17 protein-coding genes and 1 pseudogene are annotated in these 20,675 nt (G+C 66.4%); 6 read left to right on the plus strand and 12 right to left on the minus strand.

Annotated features, from left to right (window positions below; all coding sequences use genetic code 11):
• Positions 1-1,086 precede the first annotated feature (1,086 nt).
• The 4 genes from AB0O09_RS22115 to AB0O09_RS22130 form a co-directional block, all read right to left on the minus strand.
• A complete protein-coding gene (locus tag AB0O09_RS22115; RefSeq protein WP_363543664.1) occupies positions 1,087-2,049 on the minus strand; it encodes a hypothetical protein in 963 nt (320 codons plus the stop codon).
• On the minus strand, positions 2,030-3,139 hold the full coding sequence (locus tag AB0O09_RS22120; protein ID WP_363543666.1) for a DUF3696 domain-containing protein: 1,110 nt from the start codon (positions 3,137-3,139) through the stop codon (positions 2,030-2,032). Before AB0O09_RS22120 ends, AB0O09_RS22115 begins: the two co-directional genes overlap by 20 nt.
• Positions 3,136-4,290: a DUF262 domain-containing protein gene (locus AB0O09_RS22125; protein ID WP_363543668.1), complete on the minus strand. Its 1,155-nt coding sequence runs from the start codon at positions 4,288-4,290 to the stop codon at positions 3,136-3,138. Before AB0O09_RS22125 ends, AB0O09_RS22120 begins: the two co-directional genes overlap by 4 nt.
• A 762-nt stretch (positions 4,291-5,052) precedes the next feature.
• Positions 5,053-5,658, minus strand: a complete 606-nt coding sequence (locus AB0O09_RS22130; protein WP_363543670.1) for a hypothetical protein — start codon at positions 5,656-5,658, stop codon at positions 5,053-5,055.
• 610 nt (positions 5,659-6,268) lie between these two features.
• On the opposite strand from AB0O09_RS22130, the gene AB0O09_RS22135 reads away from it, so the two are divergent.
• The 5 genes from AB0O09_RS22135 (at position 6,269) to AB0O09_RS22155 (ending at position 12,544) form a co-directional block, all read left to right on the plus strand.
• Complete coding sequence (locus AB0O09_RS22135) at positions 6,269-6,403, plus strand: hypothetical protein (RefSeq protein ID WP_363543672.1); 135 nt, start codon at positions 6,269-6,271, stop codon at positions 6,401-6,403.
• A 583-nt stretch (positions 6,404-6,986) separates the two neighbouring features.
• Positions 6,987-7,718 carry a hypothetical protein gene (locus tag AB0O09_RS22140; protein WP_363543673.1) on the plus strand — a complete coding sequence of 244 codons (732 nt, stop codon included), beginning with the start codon at positions 6,987-6,989 and terminating at the stop codon, positions 7,716-7,718.
• The gene (locus AB0O09_RS22145) at positions 7,715-11,596 is read left to right on the plus strand and encodes a DUF6531 domain-containing protein (RefSeq protein ID WP_363543674.1); all 3,882 of its coding nucleotides are present in this window, start codon (positions 7,715-7,717) and stop codon (positions 11,594-11,596) included. The genes AB0O09_RS22140 and AB0O09_RS22145 overlap by 4 nt, the downstream gene beginning before the upstream one ends.
• Before the next feature lie 5 nt (positions 11,597-11,601).
• Entirely contained in the window at positions 11,602-12,099 is a 498-nt protein-coding gene (locus AB0O09_RS22150) for a hypothetical protein (RefSeq protein ID WP_363543676.1), read from the plus strand.
• Between the two features lie 145 nt (positions 12,100-12,244).
• Positions 12,245-12,544 (plus strand): DUF2399 domain-containing protein, encoded by a 300-nt coding sequence (locus AB0O09_RS22155; RefSeq protein ID WP_363543678.1) that lies wholly within the window; start codon positions 12,245-12,247, stop codon positions 12,542-12,544.
• 352 nt (positions 12,545-12,896) lie between these two features.
• Here AB0O09_RS22155 and AB0O09_RS22160 read toward each other — a convergent pair whose 3' ends face one another.
• The 4 genes from AB0O09_RS22160 to AB0O09_RS22175 form a co-directional block, all read right to left on the minus strand.
• Positions 12,897-13,520 (minus strand): hypothetical protein, encoded by a 624-nt coding sequence (locus AB0O09_RS22160; protein WP_363543680.1) that lies wholly within the window; start codon positions 13,518-13,520, stop codon positions 12,897-12,899.
• A gap of 150 nt (positions 13,521-13,670) precedes the next feature.
• Positions 13,671-14,864, minus strand: coding sequence for an HNH endonuclease signature motif containing protein (locus tag AB0O09_RS22165; protein ID WP_363543681.1), 1,194 nt, complete (start codon positions 14,862-14,864; stop codon positions 13,671-13,673).
• A gap of 108 nt (positions 14,865-14,972) precedes the next feature.
• A complete protein-coding gene (locus AB0O09_RS22170) occupies positions 14,973-15,395 on the minus strand; it encodes a hypothetical protein (protein WP_363543683.1) in 423 nt (140 codons plus the stop codon).
• A gap of 340 nt (positions 15,396-15,735) precedes the next feature.
• On the minus strand, positions 15,736-17,406 hold the full coding sequence (locus AB0O09_RS22175) for a protein kinase (protein WP_363543685.1): 1,671 nt from the start codon (positions 17,404-17,406) through the stop codon (positions 15,736-15,738).
• A 176-nt stretch (positions 17,407-17,582) separates the two neighbouring features.
• Between AB0O09_RS22175 and AB0O09_RS22180 the strand changes: the two genes are divergently transcribed.
• Positions 17,583-17,852: a hypothetical protein gene (locus AB0O09_RS22180; RefSeq protein ID WP_363543687.1), complete on the plus strand. Its 270-nt coding sequence runs from the start codon at positions 17,583-17,585 to the stop codon at positions 17,850-17,852.
• Positions 17,853-17,954: 102 nt separating this feature from the next.
• On the opposite strand, the gene AB0O09_RS22185 is transcribed toward AB0O09_RS22180, so the two are convergent.
• The 4 genes and pseudogenes from AB0O09_RS22185 to AB0O09_RS22200 all read right to left on the minus strand — a co-directional run bounded on the left by AB0O09_RS22185 (position 17,955) and on the right by AB0O09_RS22200 (position 20,635).
• Positions 17,955-18,422: a CYTH domain-containing protein gene (locus tag AB0O09_RS22185; protein WP_363543689.1), complete on the minus strand. Its 468-nt coding sequence runs from the start codon at positions 18,420-18,422 to the stop codon at positions 17,955-17,957.
• Positions 18,423-18,432: 10 nt separating this feature from the next.
• Positions 18,433-18,653, minus strand: a pseudogene (locus AB0O09_RS22190) (EamA family transporter); the annotation flags it as partial.
• A gap of 338 nt (positions 18,654-18,991) precedes the next feature.
• Positions 18,992-19,462 (minus strand): hypothetical protein, encoded by a 471-nt coding sequence (locus tag AB0O09_RS22195; protein ID WP_344623885.1) that lies wholly within the window; start codon positions 19,460-19,462, stop codon positions 18,992-18,994.
• A 327-nt stretch (positions 19,463-19,789) separates the two neighbouring features.
• The gene (locus AB0O09_RS22200; RefSeq protein ID WP_363543691.1) at positions 19,790-20,635 is read right to left on the minus strand and encodes a CHAP domain-containing protein; all 846 of its coding nucleotides are present in this window, start codon (positions 20,633-20,635) and stop codon (positions 19,790-19,792) included.
• Positions 20,636-20,675 lie beyond the last annotated feature (40 nt).

Genomic DNA, 20,675 nt, shown 5'->3' on the forward strand with positions numbered 1-20,675 from the left:
GGGCCCGTGTGGCCGAATTGGGCGGAGAGGTCCTGGAGCCGACCTGGCTCGGCACTAAAACTCCCCACCGCGTCCGCTGCAAGGAGGGGCACGAGTGTGCCCCAAACCCCAGCGGCGTATTGGGAGGGCAGGGGATTTGCCAGGCGTGTGCGGGAAATGATCCGCGTGTAGCTGAGGCGGCGTTCCGGGCCCGTGTGGCCGAATTGGGCGGAGAGGTCCTGGAGCCGACCTGGCTCGGCACTAAAACTCCCCACCGCGTCCGCTGCAAGGAGGGGCACGAGTGCGCGCCGCGCCCCAATGATATATCGCAAGGGCAGGGAATTTGCCGCGCCTGTGCGGGAAATGATCCGCGTGTAGCTGAGGCGGCGTTCCGAGCCCGTGTGACCGAATTGGGCGGAGAGGTCCTAGAATCGACCTGGCTTGGCGGAAACCGCCCGCACCGTGTCCGCTGCAAGGAGGGGCACCAGAATGCGCCGCACCCAAACGCAATAGCCCAGGGGCAGGGAATCTGCCGTACTTGCGCAGGGCGGGATCCTCGCGCAGCTGAGGTGGCGTTCCGAGCCCGTGTGGCCGAATTGGGCGGTGAGGTTATGGAGCCGACCTGGATTGGCTCATCTACGCCGCACCGAATTCGCTGTAAAGAGGGACACCAGAGTGCGCCCCGCCCTAATGGCGTAACGAGAGGGGAGGGGATCTGTCGAACCTGCTCAGGGAGGGCGTGGGACGTATTCTATGTCGTTATCGATGACGTAGGCGACCGCATCAAGTTCGGTATCACCTCGGGAGATCCACGCCCCCGTCTCAGTGACCACGTTCGCGACGGCTTCGAGGTCGTGGTGCGTTTGCTGACCAGTCTCCCGGAGAACGTTGCCCTTCACATGGAACGTGACGTAATAGCGACGCTCGCCCTGGCTGGGGTTAAGCCGATACGGGGACGTGAGTACTTTGATCGCGATGCAGCAGAGGCGGTGATTCTCGACGTGGTGGACAACTACCCAATTTAAGGCATGAATCGATGTTCCTCAAGCGCCTGCCATGCTGTCCAGAATTCAGGAAGGACAGTCTGTATCGGAATTCCTCATCACCTCAAGTGGGCAGGTGATCAGTAAAGATTCCAATCAACACGCGACCCTGGTATTCGCTTAGAGGTCGAGAGAAGTGGACCCTATCAAGATTCCAAAGGCGCTTACCGTGCCAGTCGCAGCGATATCGAGTATCGCCGTAGGGGACAAGGCGCCTATTCCAGGCGGACTCATTCTTGTGAGTCTGCGGACTCTCGGGCGAGATATCGATGCCCAAGGCGGAGAACTCGGCCATGACCCTGTTGTGGTCGCCCCGATGCTCGGCAAGTGCAGCGCCGAAACGATCGTCAAGCGCGCTAAGGAGTTGGACTACCCACGGCAGTACCTCGGCATAATTTCCCCTGAAGCGAGCGAAGTTAAGATCTTCAGCGAAGAGCAGTCGAGTAAAGGCTCTCTTAGCGAGAACGAAAAACTCCTCCGGGGAGACGGGCTCTCGACTAAAGACGCCTCGCCAGAACTCCTGAACTTGAGAGGGATCCGTCAGAAGGTGGAGCTCCACCTGCAGCTGATCCGCAACGCGCTCAAAAGCGGTCCAACCGGACGGCCCGTCAACAATGGGGACACCAAGGACCGCCATCGCCCGCCCCGCTGCGGCCTGGGCCAGAGCATGGGAGACGCCCCACGACGGCTCCTTGCAAACATCGTGGAACCGGACCTGCTGAGGGATATCGCCATCTTGCGGTTCAATCGCCCGGCACTTGTCGAGAAGCTTGGCCAGTCGGACACGACTGTCGCGGGATACTCGGCGATCTGCCGTGTAGGCGATGTCCGCTACGGCTACACCCTCCCAGCATTCCATGATGTACGCATGCGTCATCAGGACCACCTGGCGCCCGTCGGCTAGCGGCTCCAAGAGCTCAGCCAGGGTATCGACTAGGTCGTGCACCTCGACGTCCGTGCGACCCCGCCAGTCGAGGCTATCTTCATCGACAACGAAGCGGTAGTCGCTATCGGCGCCGTCGTGCACGGGCCAACCTCCCCAGGTCGGTCTCGATCTGATCGAAGAACCCGCCGGGCCAGTAGTCGAGTTCGCCGTACTCGTTGACTGCGATTGACTGGGCCCCATCGTCGTCGAAGTAGTGAACGATCATGTCCTCGCTGCCAAGGAATCGGTCCTGAGCGATGGCAAGACGAGCGCCGTTTAGAACGTGATCGCTATGGGTTTCCAGAACAACCTGGACACCACTACTGGCAACTCGAGCAAGGAAGCTGCCAAGCCGCGACTGACCCGCGGGGTGAAGGTGCGCTTCGGGGTTCTCCACCAGCAGCAGATCTCCCGGCAAAGTGAGCAAACCCGCCACAATGATCGGGAGCGCATAGGAGACGCCAAAGCCCGTATTGGCAGGGCGAATTGTCTCCCCGTATGAGTCCTTCTCTCGGAACCGGATCGTACTAGCCAAAATCCCTGGTGCATGCTGAGCGAGAATGCCGGCAGGCCTAACAATCTCGGATGTCCATGCCTCGGCCTGTAGCCGTGGGAGCGGGCTGTCGAGTTCGGGGTGGAGCAGTTCGGCCCGCACACCTCGTCGAACACTGACCATGCGGGTGTCGCGGAGGGCCAACACCTGTGCCGTGAACTCGCCCTGTGTTCCTACGCCAATTTCATCGGGCTCTTCGGCAGACAGCGAGAGCGCATCCCTAGGGCCGAGCCGTTCGGCACATAGGTAAGTGAAGCCTGCAGGGGAGTTCCCGATGCCGGGCGCCAACGTGTCAGGGATTCCTGTCGATGTAAGGTGCAGGGCCTCCGGCTCGTCAGGAACTGCGAACTCGTAAACCCATTCGCGCGCCTGCCCGTGTGTAGCAACGCGGATACTAATGGCAGGCTCGGCTGCGGCCCGGTTTAGCACCTCGGTGGCGGTCCCCAAGGCTAGGCCATATGGTCCGTTCAACCGGACAGTGTGCTGGGGCGATGTGGCGGCGATCCTGGCCAACAGCAGTGCCTGCAGGACGGTGCTCTTGCCACCGCCGTTAAGGCCGGTGAGGATTGTGAGTGGCCTCATGGCCAGGTTGACGTGGTCGAAGCACTTGAAGTGCTTGATCTCCAGCTCGTGGATCATTGACCGGCCCTCACATCTTCGGCTGCGGCCTTGAATCGGTAGGACACGCGGCCCCGGTCGGAGGTGGATGACGTGATGGCGTTGAGATAATCGATGTCTGTGGTCATCCGTTCGCGTGCAGCCGCCACAATGTCACCCTTACGCCGCTTGAGATCCTCAGAGCTAAACGGCTCGACCGCAATCGACCATGTTTCAAACAAAGCTCGGTTGATCGGCGAGCGACCGAGAGCGTACGTCGGCCACTTCCTGAAGGCGTTATCGCCGAAAATTAGATATGCATTATTCATGGCCCTTTTGAAGGACATCTCAAGCTTTTCCACGGCGGCATCTGGCAGCGCATCCGAATCGTCAAGAAGGTAGGTGGCGCGCATCAAGAAGCCCTCCATAATTGGGTGCTCCATATATGCATCGATTCCCAGTAGATAGAAGGCGGCGAATCGAAGTGCCATCTCCCGATCATTCATTCGAATATGATCGGTCAATCCGTTGGTTGCAATGGAGAACGAATTAGTGTGTGTCATGCGCTTGAGGATTTCGCGACTGCGGGTTTTACTCATGCAATGGCGGATCTCCTGGGCATTCAGAGGAGTGCCACCAGTGTTGATCCGCTTGAAGATGTCGTACATCACGTCAGCGGGCGTAGTGGGGTCAATCACATTGATGATCAGCTGAGTGTTGTTGATTCGTCGCTGCCATTGGACTGCCAGGTCTGTGAAGTGAGAGCCTTCTGCATCCCAGAGATATTCCAGTCCCTTGAGGGGGAAGCTGTTGCCGCGCACGAAGGAATAAAGGGTAGACAGCCGCTGCAGTCCATCAACGACATGGAACGCTCCGTCGCTGTCCTCAGCAAAGTAGAAGGCGGGTAGTGGGATCTGCAGCAGGAGGGACTCGATCAGTAGCGATTTCTGAGTGGCCCGCCAGACCTTGCCTCGTTGGAAGTCTGGAGCCAATTCGAGTGAGCCTTCATCGATCTGGTCCAGGATGTTCCGCAGTGAGAAGGCGCTGGTCGACACTCGGATCTGTTCCGGGTTCCATGGCCGCTCGATGGTTGCCTCGGCAGAGCTGACCTGCTCGACCTCCACATCAGTGGCCTGGCCCTCGAAGACGTCTTCCACCACATCGGGTGCTGCCTGTGTTCCCTCCGAAGTCATGACGGCATCCTAGAGGGATCGCCGGAGACAGAGCCGCGTCGGACCATAGGACACAGCTGCCGAGACCGGGCCGGTTCAGTGAGGTGTTTGACCTGTGCCGACAGGCTGGCTCACGCCAAGCCACGCTGGGGCTGTTACCTGGGCTTCACCAGCACGTCTGACCGTGGTGCAGGCGCGAAGCTCGCCTGGAGCATGCTGGCTTTCGCGCCAGTCCGATGCCCAGGCTGCCCTCGGCCCAGCACCGCGGTTGCTCTCGAAAGCTGTTGTGACTACCGCTAGCTGATGGACAGCGGAACACCAAGAAGGTTTCGCCGTCCTGATATGCGACGCCGATGCCGTGCTCAGCCAGCAAATCCTGCATGTCTTCGTCTGGCAGAGAAGGCAGGAGCACTACTCGCCGCGGCATCTCGGGTGTTCATCTGTCTTCACATACCGGCTGTAGCCAAGGAGCTGCCCAAGATCGGCTTGATCTCAATGCGGGTGTGGATCTTGCCGGCTTCATGTCGTTCGAGGCGGTCGTCATGCGTCGACCATAGGGGCAAGCACCGACGGCTCCGGCCGTGCCTGCCTCTTGGGAGAACTCTGGGAGAAGATCTTGCGATCACCCTTCGTTCTAGCCCCGTCCCTCCGACGAAGACCAACGGTTTGACCTGTGACTCCTCCTGGAGCCGCAGGTCGACTACCGACCCGGACCTCATTCGGGACGAAGGGGCGGCGAGTTCACAGCCCGGAGCCCATGCGCCGCGAGGTGGGCAGGTCGTGTCAACGCTGCCGGGGTACTGGCAGTGGTTCGTGGTGGTGCCAGATGAGTGACCGGTCCTCGTCGCGGAGCTCCGCGGACCCCCACTCCAGGTGGACGATGCCGTCCGCCAACGAGCACGCGTAAGCAACCAGTACGACCTTGGTGTCAGGGGCCAGGCGCGCGAGGTCCGCATGTGGCTCGTCCTCGGCCGGAAGCTCGATGCCGAGGTCCAGCCCCGGCTGACGTGGGTCGGGGCCGTGCTGGCGAATGAGGTCGGCCCGCAGCCCCGACCTGCTGCGGAGCCTGGCTGTGCTGACGGGCACGTCCTTCTTCGCGTAGCGGTAGGGGTAGATGACGTAGCCGGCGATCACGGCGAGCGTTCTTGCCTGGAGGCGGACCAAGTCCGTGTCGGGCAGTCGCGACAGGCCGGCCGACAGTTCCTCGTACTGTGCGGCATAGAGCCCGTGTCCGTACGCCTCCAGCGTCTGGGTGCGAACGCCTTCATGCCCGCCTTGGGCGCGCTCATGCGCTCGGACGATGCAGGCAGGCACGATCGCTGCGACCTCTGCCGCGATGGGGCCGAAGACGGTTTGTGCCCAAGGGCTGGCGGAGCTTGCGCCGGGCATGCGAATCCCCAATCGGTAGTTCTGTGAACGACCACAGGATCCGACGGTCCGCTGACTGGTACGGGCGGATCAAGGGCGCATCGGGGGATCGCCGGGTGCATGGGTGCGGGCCGTTTGGTGGTGAGGCGGGCGCTCGCCCATGGATCTGCGGGACCAGTGCGGGACCACACGCTCCGCGCGGGACCGTACGACATGGGCGCGAGCGGACGTGGCTGCGTGCACCCATAGGCTTCTGACCTGCGTAAATACCTTAACTCGCGATCTGGGGGTCAAGGGGTCGCAGGTTCAAATCCTGTCGTCCCGACTTCGGACTGATGTCCAGAGTCGTAGGTGAGAGGCCGTATCCGTTTTGGCGGATGCGGCCTTTTCGTGTTCTCGGGGGGCGGGATCTGGGAGCGTCTCGTGACGGACAAAAGGATCCAGAGTCCCGAGCCTGAACGCTGGGAGCGGCAGCTGGTGCAGCCGTCGGAGCAGTGGGGCGAGCTCCGCGGATGTCCCTGCCGGGGCCGGCAGCTCGTGCCAGAAGGTCACCAGGCGGCCTTCTGTGTCGGCCGGCTCGGCTACCGAGTCGAGCGGGCGCAGTGCCGGGACGCCGCACTCGTGCCAGCCGGTGACGGCGAGCTCCCTGACGGCGGCCGCCCAGTGGCCCCGGCCGGCGCTGCCGCTTGCCGAAGCCTCGCTGGAGTCGGTGCCGTCGGTGACGGCCGCGGCTGTGGTGCTGGTCCTGCTGGGACGCCAGATGTAGGGGGAGACGCCGCAGCCGGTCGTTGCCGCCGCGGGTGCGAATGTCCGGACCGGCGCTCTCGAGGGCGGTGAGGGCCTTCCCGGCGGTGGAACGGCTGATCTCGGCCGCGTGGGCGAGGGCCGCGACGGTGACACCGCCGTCCGTGCTGTGGAGTTCGGTGAAGACGGCGGCGACCGGGCCGGTGAGCGCGGTGACACGTGCCGGACTGCTGTTCGTCGTGGTGGTCATGGGTGGGGCCTCCTTGACTCCGGAGCGGAGTGGGGTCCCCGGCCAGGGCGACGGATGCCGCCGGGCCCGCGCGGTGCGCACCGCGTACTGCGGGCCGAGTCCATGGATGCTTGATCGCGGGCCTGGAGTCAAGCCTGTTCCGACCGGATGGTTCTGCTCGCGCAATCGCCACGACAGGGTGCGGGAAATGACTGGCTGGCATCGAGCCAGAAGCCAGGCGTCGGGGCAGCGCTGGTTAACCGCTGCTCATATGGCGTGCTTTGCTACCCGCCGCCCTGACTGGAACTCATGTTCGTGTTGTTGCTTCCTTGCGTTAGGGTCGTGGGCGCACATGCCGTGACGGGGGAGGAACAGCATGGCGATCGAGTTGCCCGGTGAGGTGGAGTCGTTCCTGGCGTTCATCGGGATCCGCTGGCCGTCGGTGAACGAGGACAAGGTCCGTGAGTTCGCCGACCACGTCCGGGAGTTCACCGACAAGGTGGACGAGGCGCACCGGGAGTCGACGGCGACGATCCATGCGCTGTCCGAGGCGTACGAGGGTGCATCGTACGAGGCGCTGCTGGCGAAGTGGGCGTCGCTGTCGGACTCGCACATGAACGAGTTGGTGCAGGCCTGCCGGGTGGTGGCGACGGCGCTGGACGTGGCGGCGGACGTGATCGTGGCGATGAAGGTGGAGGCGATCGCCGAACTCGTCGTGCTGGCAGCGACATTGATCGCGGAGCAGGCGGCGGCGGTGGCCACGTTGGGTGCGGCGGAGGCGGCTGCGGCGGCGACGGTGCTGGCGGGGCGCAAGCTGGTGCAGTTCCTCGAGCAGCAGTTGGAGGACTACATCATCGGCCAGGTGATCGAGGCCGCGATCGACCCGCTGGTGGGGGTTGTCGCGGGCGCGGTGTCGGGCCTGGTGTTCCAGACCGCCGAGTCGACGCTCGGTGTCTCCGGCGGCGGTGGAGGCGGGGGCGGCACCGGCTTCCGGATCAACCCGGACGCGCTGGAGGCGCACGCCCGCACCATGCACCAGCACGCCGAGACCGTGGCCGGCCATGCGCAGGCCTTCCAGTCCAAGCTCGCGGGGGTGAGCTTCGAATGAGCAACCGGATCGTCAAGGCGCTCGAACACGGCGCGCAGAAGCTCGGCAAGACGCTCGCGGACGATGCCGGCAAGGCCGTGCACAAGCTGTACAAGCAGGCCGGCGACAACCTGACCACGGTCGCCAAGAACGTCCGCGAGATCGACGCGAAGCACACCGCCGACCTGCGCAAGATACTCGACGGCGGCGGCAAGGGCATGCCGCACTCGCCCCGTTCCGGTGGAGGCCGCGGGAGCGGGGAGCGTCCGCTCGGAAGCGGGGGCAGGCGCGGACAGGCTGTCAGTGGCAACCGAGGGTGTCAGACCGCGGGCGACCCGGTGGACGTGGTGTCAGGTCAGGTGATCACGGCAGAGACGGATCTGATACTCGCGGGCTTGCTGCCACTGGAATTCCGTCGCTCCTACGCCTCCGGCTACATCGGTGGCCGCCTGTTCGGCCAGGGCTGGTCCTCCACGGTCGATCAGCGTATTGAGATCGATGCGGACGGCATCCACTTCGCGGGGGACGACGCCCAGATCCTGCATTACCCGCACCCCGAGCGGGCGGGCCGCCCGGTGACACCGTCGGGTGGAGCGCGGTGGCCGCTGACCTGGGACCAGCAGAGCGACGTCTTCCGCATCGAGGACCCCGACCGGGGCCTGACGTATCGGTTCGCCCGAGTGGACTCGAATACGGGCGCAGGCGTCTACCGGATCGGGGAGATCCGTCCGATCACTTCCCTCGCCGACCGGAACGGCTACCAGATCACGTTCCTCCGCGATGCCTCGGGCCTGCCCACCGAGATGAGCCACAGCGCCGGATTCCGAATAGCCGTGGACACCACGCAGACCCAGGACGGCCCGCGGGCGGAGGGGCTGAGGCTGTTGGACGGCACATCGGAGGGTCGCGGCACCGTTGTCATCGGCTACCAGTACTACCCCGACGGTCGTCTGGCGGGCGTCGTCAACTCCTCCGGCATGCCGTACGTCTACGAGTACGACGACCAGGGCCGGATGACCGCCTGGATCGACCGCAACGGCCAGAGCTACGAGTACGAGTACGACGCCGAGGGCCGCGCGGCCGCGGGGCGGAGCCCGGGCGGCTTCCTGTCCGCCTCATTCCATTACGACTCGATCCACCGGGTCACCACCGCCACGGACAGCCTTGGCCATGCCACCGAGTACCACTGGGACGAACAGCACCGCGTCATCAAGACCGTCGACCCTCTCGGCTACACGACGCTGACCGAGTACGACGAAGCCGGCCGTGTCACGGCCCGCACCGACGAGATAGGGCGGACCACCCGGTTCGACCTCGACGAGCACGGTGACCCGATCCGGATCACCGAACCGGACGGCAGCATCGTCACCCTGTCGTACAGCCCACTGCGTCAGCTGGCATCGGTCGAGCGAGGCGGCGCAACCATCGCCGCCTTCACCTACGACACGGCCGGCAACCTGACCACGGCGACCGATGCGGCCGGTGCGCGGACCGTCAAGCAGTACGACGCCCAGGGCAGGCTGGTGTCGATCACCGACCCCCTCGGCCAGCTCAGGCGGATCGAAACCAACCCGGCAGGCCTGATCACCGCCGTGACCGACACCCTCGGACACACCGCCCGCGCGACCTACGACGCCTTCGGCCGCATCGTCGCATCCACCGATCCGCTCGGCGCCACCACGAGCGTCGTTCGGCGCATCGAGGGCGAGGTCCTCGAACGCATCCATCCCGACGGCAGCCGCGAGACGTGGAGCTACGATCCCGAGGGCAACGTCGTCGAGATGACCGATCAGGCGGGCGCGGTCACCCGGTTGGGGATCGGGCCGTTCGGGCGGCCGACGCACCGTGCCCTTCCCGACGGGGAGGAGGAGCGGTTCGAGTACGACACCGAACTGCAGTTGCTCTCGGTCACCTCGAACGGTGCCACCTGGCGGTACCGCTATGACGAGGCCGGCCACCTCGTCGAGGAGAGCGACTTCAACGGCCGCAGCATGACCTACCGCCTCGACGGGGCCGACCAGCTCCTGGAGATCGTCGATCCTGGCGGACGTGTCACGGCCTTCACCTACGACGGTGCCGGACAGATGGTCGAACGCCGCAACCACGACGGCTCGGTGACCGGGCTCGACTTCAACGAGCACGGACACCTGACCCGGATCACAAGCAGCCGCGGCAGCACGGTGGAGTACACGCACGACACGGTCGGCCGAGTCCTGAGCGAAAGTGTCGACGGACGGGTGACCACGTACACCTACGACCTGCTGGGACGACGCACCAGCCGCACCACCCCCACCGGGATCGTCTCCACGTGGACGTGGGATGCGAACAGCCAACCGGCCTCCCTGACCGGCCTCATCACCACGCTGTCATTCGGTTACGACCCCAACGGGCGCGAGACGACCCGCCACTTCGGCAGTGGCGCTGCCGTGACACAGACGTGGGACGCCTGCAGCAGGCTCAGCGCCCAGTCCATCTGGGCGCGCGGCGGTGAGCAGGGCACCTTCACCAGCATTCAGGAGCGGGCCTACAGTTACCGTCCCGACGGCATGCCTCAGGCGGTAGCCGATCGGCTGCGCGGGAGCCGGGAGTTCACCCTGACTCCGGCCGGCCGGGTCACCCGCGTCAGCGCCGAGACCTGGAGCGAGTCGTACGCCTACGACGCGCTCGGCAACATCACCCGCACCCACGACACCCGTCGCCCCAGTGACGCCAGTGGAGGCGAACGCACCCACAGCGGCTCGCTCCTGCACACCGCCGGCCGGACCTCGTACGAGTACGACGACCACGGCCGCCTCCTGTGCCGTGTGGTGCGCACCCTGTCCGGACAGCGCCGCGAGTGGCGGTACTCGTGGAACACGGACGACCAGCTCGTGCGGGTGGACAGTCCCAACGGTTCCTGGGCCTACACGTACGACCCCCTCGGGCGTCGCACTTCGAAGCTGCGCCTCGACGAGGGCACCGCCGCCCTCGGTCCCGAGGAGACGGTCTTCACGTGGGACGGCGTCCAGCTTGCCGAGCAGCGCACCGCGCTCGCCGACGGCAGCCAGCGCACCGTTTCCTGGGACTGGGAACCCGGCTCCTGGCGTCCACTTGCCCAGACCGAGCGCTCGATCCGGGCGGACGGTGCCGTGCTCGACCAGCGCTTCTTCGCCGTCGTCACGGACCTTGTCGACGCCCCGAGCGAACTGGTCACTGAGGAGGGCCACATCGCCTGGGCCGCGGACACCAACATCTGGGGGCGCCGCCTGCGCAAGCCTGCTGACGGGGCCCCCTTCTGCCCCCTCGGGCGACCGGGTCAGTACCACGATGACGAATCCGGACTCGAGTACAACTACTTCCGGTATTACGACCCCGCCACCGGCCGCTACCTCAGCGTCGACCCGTTCGGCCTGGACGCCGGCCCCAATCCCCATGCTTACGTTCCCAATCCGCTGTTCTGGATCGATCCGCTGGGGCTCGCAGCAGCGAAACGGCAGCCACAGGGCTGGGGAGGCTCCCACTACAGCCTCCGGCCGAGCAACTGGACCGACGGCAGTGACACGAACTCCTATGAGCGGAACCACATCCCGGCCCGTGACTCGTACCTGGGCGTCGGTAGTGGAAAACTCGGCTACGGTGCGGGCCCGGCGATCCGGATGGACTACGACGATCACCGCGACTTCATCAGTACCGGCTCCTCGGCCGAGTCCATAGCCTGGCGTGCGAAGCAGCGCAGCCTCATCCGGCAGGGCAAGTTCGATGTGGCGATGAAGATGGACATCGGCATGATCCGCAAGATCCACGGCACGAAGTACGACAAGGCCATCGCAGAGATGGTGACACACATGAAGACCAACAAACCGTTCCAGAAGCACCTTGCGGACAATGGCTGGAAGATCCGCTACTGCCTCCTAAAATGACCGTCATGAATCTCGAACTGGACCCGCCGAACGGCATCACCGGCTTCCCCCTCGGCATGGCAGCGGAAGACGTCAAGACGGCCGCCGCGGCGCTCGGTCGAGTGAAGGTCGTCAACGACGGGTCAACCGCCAGGTTCCGTCCCATGAGGGTGACGGCGCTGCATCCGCAGTTCGAGATCGTCTTCCACATGGAGAACGCGAAGACACTCCGAGCCGCGGAAGTGTGGATCCCCAGACCCGGTCCGCAGGACGTCACCGTCTCATTCCGCGACATCGACGTCTTCCGTACCCCGGCCCTGCACCTCGTCGAGCACCTGGAGAACACGGGCCTGACCGTTCTGAACAATGAGCCGAACCACTGGATCGTTCCCCGACTCTCCCTCGGCCTGACCCGCACGGCCGGTCACGAAGTGCCGCTAGACGTCGACGGTGAGCCGCTGTACTTCCAGGCCGTCCTCGTTGGCCCCGCCGACTACTACGACTTCCTGCTCGACGAGGAGTGAGCAAGTCGGTTTCTTTCACCCGGCGCACGGTTGGCCGGGTGGCGCCGGTGAGCTTGAGGCCGGGCGTCGGTAAGGGGGCTTCGCGGACGGGGATGTCGGTGCGGGCGGCTTCGATGATGTGGCCGTTGCCGGTGTAGAGGGCGGTGTGGGTGATGGCGCGCGGGGGCCTGGTCTGCACCTCGGGCAGCGCCTCCACCCGCGTCCTCCACTCCTCGACACCCTTGCGGCCGCCGGCCTGCTGCTGCGGTACCGCGACGACTTCGACTGGCCGGGCATCGCGCTCGCCAACCGCATCATCCGACGGTACTCGGCCCAGCCTTGGCGGATGGCAGCCGTGGACACGAACGGCTCGTCGTTCACGCCCGAGACCAGGGCAGTCCCGGCCTCCCGCTCGTCGGCGCCCCGGTGGAGGCGAGCGGGGACGCCGACCTCGCCGCCGCCATGACGGTACTGGACGTGCCCTGCACGAGGAGTCGGTACTCGACCGGCTCGTCGTCGACCTGGCGCCGGGGAATCCCTGACCGCGGGACCAGCCGTCAGGAGAGCGTGAGTCAATCAGGACGGAGGACTGGGCCCGGTCGAGGGGCTGTCCGGCTGTGGGCCGGGCGGCCCCTTCGGCTGTGCGCTGGCCGGGGTGCGGTGCCAGGTGCCCGCTGGTACGGCTTAAGAGGTGTCCGCTCTGGCTTTCAGCTTGCATCCGTCGAACGGGCCGTGCGATACGGAACCGGCCTGAACTGCAGGAATACCATGCAATGCGACCTGGGGTTCAAAGGGCGAAGTGCCAAGCGGCGGTGAACTCAGCCTGCCAGTTGTTCAGGGCCTCTGGGTATGGGAAGCGGCTCGTGGTGATGCCAGACCAAGGATCGGTTTTGTTGTTGCAGTTCTGCCGAGCCCCACTCCAGTCGAACGATGCCGCTGTGGTGCGCACACGCGTAGGCGACCAGGACGAGCTTCGTGTCCGGGGACAGCTTGGCGAGATCGCCGTGGACTTCGTCCTCAGGCGCTTCGAAGGCTGGTCCGAGGTCGAGTTCGCCTTGTCGTGGGTCGGGCCCATGGCGGCGGATCAGGTCGGCACGAAGACCGGATGTCCGCCGGAGCTTCGCGGTGCTCACCGGTGTGTCCCTCTTCGCGTACCGGATCGGGTAGAGGACGTGCCCGGCTACCACCATGACGGTGCGGGCCTGGAGTCGGACGGCATCCGCACCGGGTAGGTCGGCAAGTCCCATGGCCAGCTGCTCGAACTGTGCTGCGTAGAGCCCGTGCCCGTACGCTTCGAGGGTTTGTGTTTGAGCCCCCTCGTGGGCGTCTCGTGCTCGCTCGTGAGCGCGGGCCAGGCACTCCGGCACCAAGTCCACGAGCCGAGGGGCGAGCGCCCCGAACGCCTCCTCAGCCCACGGCGTCACCCGAGCCTCTGCCGCCATCGGTCCCCCCGCGCCTTCAGTGCCAAGACCTGTCGCTTCGAAGATCAGACGACCGGTTCGGTATCACAAGGGCGCGCAGGGGGATCGAGGGGTGCACGGCTGGGCGCGTCGGCGAACGTGAGCGGTGTCCTCAGGGCGTGGAGGCGGGAGTCAGTGGCCGCCGGGCGGTACGGCGTCCGCCGGATCGATCTTGTTCTTCTCGAGCCACTTCGTGTATCGCCATTCCAACGCGCTCTCGTGCGGGAGCTTGGGCAGTGCCAGCTGGGGTGTGGTGATTCCGAGCTCCTTCAGCGTCGGGCCCTGAGGGCGGACCATCACGTGGAGGGTGGTCGGGTGGACGGCGAAGAGGTGGGCGTCGAACGCGCGGTGGAGGGCTGCGTTCATGGGGAGGCCGTTGCGGGGATCGGAGCTGCCGTTCTCGGCGTCGGGCCTCAGGTGCGCGGCTTCGATCATTTGGGGGACCGCCACACCGGACAGCGGGCACCGGGGACCGTACCGCTGGAAGACCTCGATCTTGAAGCGAGCCTGGTCGGGTCGGCTCACGACGGTTCCCGTGCGTTGGCGGCGCCGGCTGCCCTCCAACTGGAAGGCGTGGTCCTCCGAGTGGTCCTTGTCGAGGATCTGCTCCGGTGCCCGGTCGCCGAACGTGATGAAGAAGAGCTTGCTCTCGTCCTCCCAGCCCGTGACCCAACCGAGCCGTACCGAGCGCAGCGGACCGTGCTCCGAGATGAGGAAGACGGGCAATTGGTGGACGGCCGTCTCCTTGGTGGCGTCGATCTCGGCGATGTCCTGGCCGGCCCGCTTGGTCTCGGGGTAGTGGTAGAGCGCCCCTTCGTCGTCCACCTCGTCGGGGTAGTCGACGCCCGTGTGCTTGAGCCCCACGGCCAAACCAACGGGGCTCAGCTTCTCGGTGCGGGCCTTGTCGACCCAGATGCCCTGTTGGCCGCCGTAGGCGTTCACTGCGCGCAGGTCGCCGGGGGAGAGTCGCCCGTCGGCGTTCTGCCGGGCGCAGAGGTTCTTCCAGATGGTGAAGCGCCAGGCCCGTTCCTCCTCGATGGTGGAGGGTATGCCGGACAGGACGGTGAAGCCGAGACGCCGGAGGACGGCGTTGGTGCTCGCCTCCCCACCGTGGAAGTCGTCGTAGGCCAGGGACTCCCCGTGTTGGTAGCCGTGGGCCACCCCCGCGATCGCCTTGGGGTCGTAGAGGCAGTCGGCGTGTTGGAGGTAGTAGCGGGTGGAGGACCTGAAGCCGTGGGTCTCGAGGAAGCTCTTCTGTCCCACGTCGTCGAACTCCCTGAGCGCGCTCAGGACCGCATCTACATCCGTCAGGTCTCGGATCCCCACGTCTCTCCTCGTTCTGGTACCTGCTTTGAGCATAAGGTGCATGGGTACCAACCAAGTTGGTGTAATCCCTGTCCTGGCGTGAGCAACACATCCGGGCACAGCTGTTGCTCAGCCCAGGACGGCGGCGGCCTTGTCGTACTCCCCGGCCTGCGACGGGGTCAGGAATTTCGACACCCGCACCACTGCACTTCCGTGGACGTAGTCGTACTCGAGCATGGCCGGCAGGCTCTTCACGATCGCCTGGATGTAGTCGGCACGCTTCTTCGCGTCCTCGGGGGTGGCGAACACTTCGACCGCACCGCCGCGTTCGACGTCCGTCGGGTCGAGGCCGTCGACGTCGGAGGTCTGGATCCGGGAGTCGGTGAAGGTCACCTTGGACGTGTACTGGCCGGGCCTGCCCATCAGGTGGTTGGGGTCATTGACTTCGGTGACGACCTGACCCTGCTTGGCCGAGCCGACCGCTGCAGTGAGCGCGGCCAGCGCGGCCGTGGCGTCCTTCGGCGGCGCGGCCTTGGCAGGCACGTTCTTCACGGCAGCAGCGGGGCTGCCCGTTGCTGTCGTGGCGGGTCCTGCGGGCGTCGCGGAGGATGAGGACGTGCAGGCGGTCGCCGTGAGGAGGGCGGCTGCCACGAGGAGGGTTGCGGGTCGCACAGTGGTCCTTCGAACTGGAGGATTGCTGCGCCACATGCTGTCAGTACCCGACTTGTTACTGGCCGGGAGCGCTGGTTCGTTACCAGATCAAGGAAAACGCAAGGGATTTGCGGGGAGGGCGACCTCGGCGAGATCCGGTCGAGAGCACCTCTGGCTCGCGTAGGTCCGGTACGGCGGTGCCGGCGCACCGGAGTGACCCCGGGCCGTGCTCCCGGAACTGTCAGGCGCCGGTGTGCTCGGTGAGACAGATGTACGCCGGCGGCCGGGAGTCCCCGAGGCTGCTGTAGTCGAGTACGGCCGGGTAGGTCAGGCGGGTGCCCGGATAGAGCGGAGTGCAGTCCTGCGGGGCTTCGTAGAACACGCTCGATTCACCGTTCATGTGCACGGCTTGCGCATCGACGGCGCCCAGCAAGGACGCACCGCACTGATATCCCGGGGCGTTCATGAGGAGTACGCCGTCACGCCCCGAACTGTCGCTGCTGCCGGTCCATGCGATGCAGTAATGCATGCCCGGGTCGCCGCCGGTGGCCGGCTCGGAGATGACGTGGACGACCCAGGTGGGAGGGCGCCCGCCACAGACGGTGTCGATGTCGGCGACGTACCAAGGAGCGCCAACCGCGCATATCGCGGCCTTCGGTTGGCAGTCTGCGGTGCCCTCGGGCGACTTGTAGGTGACAGGCAGACAGGTGGAGGTGGGAGACCCCGACGAGCTGTCCGCGGCGGCGAGGTAAGTCGCCGTGGGAGACGGAGTGCCCTGGGGCGAGGAAGTCTGTGGAGACGCTGAGTTGCCGGGGCTGTTGGGCGCGGCGCCGGACGAGACGGACACGGGCGGTGATGCGTCGGGATGCTTGTCGCGCCAGGGGTGGCCGAGGAGGACCGAGGCGCCGCCGGTGACCAGGGCGAGCGTGGTGATCCCGGCGACGGCGGAGAGCCTGCGGCGACGGCGGGTTGCGTCGTGCTCGGCAACTGTCCAGATGGCCTCGTTCCGGGCGGGTGGGTCCCACCGGGCGGCGATCAGGTCACCGACAACGGTGGGCGCGACCGCGTGAGGGGAGAGCACCTGGGTGGTTTGCGAGGCGAGCAGCCTGGTGCACGCCGAGGCGAGTGCGGGGGCCGAGGGGCGGTCGCCGGGTTCCTTGGCCAGGGCGGACGTCACCAGCGCGAGAAGATCGTCGGGCACACCCGCGAGGTCGGGCTCGCCGGACATCACCCGGAAGGCGACCACATCGGGAGCACCGACGCCGAACGGAAGGCGTCCGGTCGCGGCGTAGCCGATGAGGGCACCCCATGCGAAGACGTCTCCGGCCGGGCCGGCGACGCCGGTTCGGTAGTACTCGGGGCTGATCCAGCCCGCGGTGCCGGTCATGGTGCCCGTGCGGGTCACAGCGGTGCCGTCAAAGGCATGGGCGATGCCGAAGTCGAGAACACGAGGGCCGCGTGGAGCGAGAATGACGTTTGCGGGTTTGACGTCACGATGGACCACCCCCGCCTCGTGGACGGCTGCAAGCGCAGCTGCGGTGCCGGCTGCCAGGGCGTACAACCGGGCCCCGGTGAGTGGGCCGTCGGTGCTGACGTGCCGGTCGAGAGTCGGGCCGGGTACGTATTCGGTCACCAGCCACGGGGTGGCGGCATCGGTGTCCGCTGCGAGCAGCGGGACCAGACAGGGGCCTGTGACCCGCCGGGACAGCTCGACCTCGCGCCGGAACCGGGCACGGAACTCGTCGTCGTGGGCCTGGGCAGGGTGAACGAGTTTGATCGCGACCCGGCGTCTGTCGGGATCCAGGGCCGCGTACACCGTGCCCATGCCACCTGAACCGAGACGGCCGATGATCCGGTACGGGCCGATCCGACGAGGATCGCCAGGCCGGCCGCGATCGACTCGTGCAGGCAACGAGGACTCCTGTCAACGCGGGATGGATTAGTCCTGCACTGTACGCGGGACGGGTGGTGCGGCGGACGGACTCTCAGTTGTTGCCAACGGGGTTGGACGATTGGGCAACCTGGTCTCCTCGTGGGTTCCGATCCCCGATGACGCGAACTCAATACACACCCGAGGACCCGACACCGATGACAACTTCCGAGGAATGGGAAGCCGCGAAGCTCGACCACCCGGTCGGTGCCGTGCTGTGCGGAGAAGTCGCGGCCGTAAGGCCGTTCGGGATGTTCGTCGGAATCCCCGGGCATGCCGGGGTCGCGGCAGTGGTGGATGCCATCTCCTACTACCCCGACCGCGATCCCGTGCCCCCGGAGTTGTGGCCCGCGGTGGGCGAAACCGTCGAAGGCGTCGTCTCCGATCATTCCGAGCACAACCGGCAACTGAAGCTGCGGGTCGGATGACGGTGAGCCGGACGGCCGCGGTGGCGGGGCGCTGTTGAGCGACGGCCGCGTGCCCACGCACCCCGGCCGCCGGAGGCGGCCTTGGTGAGCTGCCCCTTCGGTTCACCAGGAGGTGTACGGGGTGAGGGCGAGGACGGCGTTGGAGTAGCGGCGGTCGGTGCTGACGTCGGGGCCGGCCCAGGTGGGGGTGGGGGGTTCGGGTTGGTGTTCGTCCCATTCGACCTCGGCGACGAGGAGGCCGGTGTTGGCGCCGGCGTACTCGTCGACGGTCCAGCGGCCGGGGGTGCGGGAGAGGTGGTGGCGGTGCTTCTGGAGCGGGGTGCCGAGGCAGAGGGCGAGGAGTTCGCGGGCGTCGGCCACCGGTACGGGGTAGTCGTATTCGAGGCGGGCGGGGCCGCTCCGGCGGGCCTTGACGGTGAGGAAGGCCGCGGTGTCGCCGGAGAGGCGCACCCGGACCTCACGGTCGCGGTCCATGGAGAGGTAGCCCTGGGTGAGCGTCTCGGTGCGGACCACCTCCGCCCGCCATTCCTCGCCGGACAGCAGGTACTTCTTCTCGATCTCCACAGCCATCGGCGGCCTCCTACTGCCAGAGGATCAGGGCGATGTCGGCGAGCATCACGCCGGCGGCGGTGATCCGCGCCCTGCCGAAGCGTTCCCGAAAGAACACGGTGCCGATCGCCGCACCCACGATGATGCTGGTTTCGCGCAGCACGGCGACCGGTGCGAGCGCGGCCCGCGCCTGGCCCACAGCACCAGCACGTAGGACAGCACCGACATGGCACCGCCGAGGAGCCCGTGGGCCCGGCCGGACGTGCGGTGTCGCGGCCGGGTGGGGATCGTCGGCCGGCCCCGGTGGGGGCCTGGGAACTGCCCTCGAAGACGTTCGGGAGGTCGATTCAGGGGCGCACGTGTGGGCGTCTCCCGGCCGAAGGCTGGGGGAGGACTGCGCAGTCCGGGGTGGTGCCGCTGACGAATCCGGCTCACCTGGTCTGCACGGTGGCCGCCTCCGAATCGCGCAGTTCTCCCCCAGCCTTCGGCCGGGAGGTGCCCCCACGCGCCCCTACGGGGCATCTGTGTGCCTTTGAAGACACGGCCTACGGCCAGGTGTTGAGCTCTGGCAGTGCGGCGCCCGCCGGCCGTCAGCCGCAGTGGGAGGCCAGGGTGGACTTCTCGGCGACCTTGCTGTTGTTGGGGTCGTCGACCCGGCCGTAGACCATGATGCAGCGGTTGGCGGTGCCGGTGATCCTCGCCGGGCCGGCGTACCAGGCGAAGGTGCCGGAGTTGTGGTCGGACTGGTCGTAGTCGCAGAACTCGCCGGCCTTGGTGCCGGCCACGCAGCGCCAGATGTACACGGCCTGGTACTTGGTGACGCCCGAGGCGAAGTGGGTGTCGACGGCGGCCGCGCAGTTCGTGCCGCCGTTGGCGCTGCTGTAGTAGAGGTACAGCTCGCCGTACTTGGTGCCGGTGCCGTTGTCGGTCTTGAGGTCGTAGGTGTCGACCAGGCTGCCGCTGCACCCGTACGTGCTCGCGGCGCTCGCCTGCGGTGCGGCGGCGATGCCGCCGACGAGGACGAGGCCTGCGGCGGCCAGTGCGGAGAGTGTCGTACGCATGGGAGCTCCCTGGGATCGGTGCGCGCGGATTGTCCGGGCCCGTCCCTTCTATCGATCCGGTGTAGCGCGCCCGTAGCCCGCCGATCGCACGCGGATCGGGTCGACACCCGTGATCCGCAGCGGCTCGGACGGTCGGACTGACGGCACGTCGAAGCCCCGTCGGGCAAGGCGACTTGGAGAGGTCATCTGCCCGACGGGGCCTTCGACGCGTGTACCGCTGCGGTTCAGGCGCACATCGTCATACCGCTGTGACCTGCACGCTCGCTAGAACACCCCGGCTACGGGGCCGTCCTCGGCGCGGGCGTGCCGGTGTCCTGCCGGGGTTGCTCAGAAGTGGAGCATGTGCTGGAAGGAGTTCTCCGCGCTGCTGACCCGGAGGTTCTTGCGGGTGCCGTAGGCGAGGCGGTTGTTCCAGTTGTACTCCTCGACGTCGAAGGAGCCGTCGGCGTGGACCGCGTTGACGTAGGCGACGTGGCCGTAGTCCCCGTGGGTGTCGTTGACGGCGATGGCACCGACGGTGGGGGTGGTGTTGACGGTGACGCCGATGCGGCGGGCGGCGTCGTCCCAGGTGTTGGCGTTGCCCCAGGTGGTGCCGCCGTAGGAGTTGCTGAAGTTCGGGACGCCGAGACGGCTGGCGATGCGGTACGCCGCGAAGGCGGTGCAGTTGTTGGCGGCGAAGCCGCGGGTGCCGTGGTCGAAGTCGTTGGTGGGGCTCTCGTTGCTGCCGCCGCCGCTGCTGCCGAGGAACTGGTGGGAGGCCTCGTTGTTCTTCAGCGTGGAGTTGAGGTTGCCCTTGGCGCCGGGGGCGAAGTCCTGGCTGGCGCCGCCGTAGCCGCTGTTGAAGTAGACGCGGACGGTCTTGTCGGAGCGGTTCCACACCGAGGCGGCGTTGTTCTTGACGCAGACGCCCTGGCCGTTGCCGGCGCCCTTGAACTCGTAGCAGGACGGCTGGGTGGCCCCGTAGTCGCTGATGGAGCCGGTGAAGTCGGAGACCGAGCCGGCCTGGTCGCTGTTGTAGTAGAGGCAGAACTCTCCGGAGTCGCAGGATCCGTCGCGGGAGGCGGCGAAGGCGGGGGCGGAGGTGGCTCCGATCAGGGGGACGGCCATGGCCAGGGCGGTGCCGGCGATGGTCAGCGTGGTGCGTATGTTCTTCTTCAAGGCCTGCTCTTTCATGACGTGCGATCTACGGGTTCTGGCGGGTCGTCAGGTCGTG

The sequence above is a fragment of the Kitasatospora sp. NPDC093679 genome, from assembly GCF_040683455.1.
GTDB classification, from domain to species: Bacteria; Actinomycetota; Actinomycetes; order Streptomycetales; family Streptomycetaceae; genus Kitasatospora; species Kitasatospora arboriphila.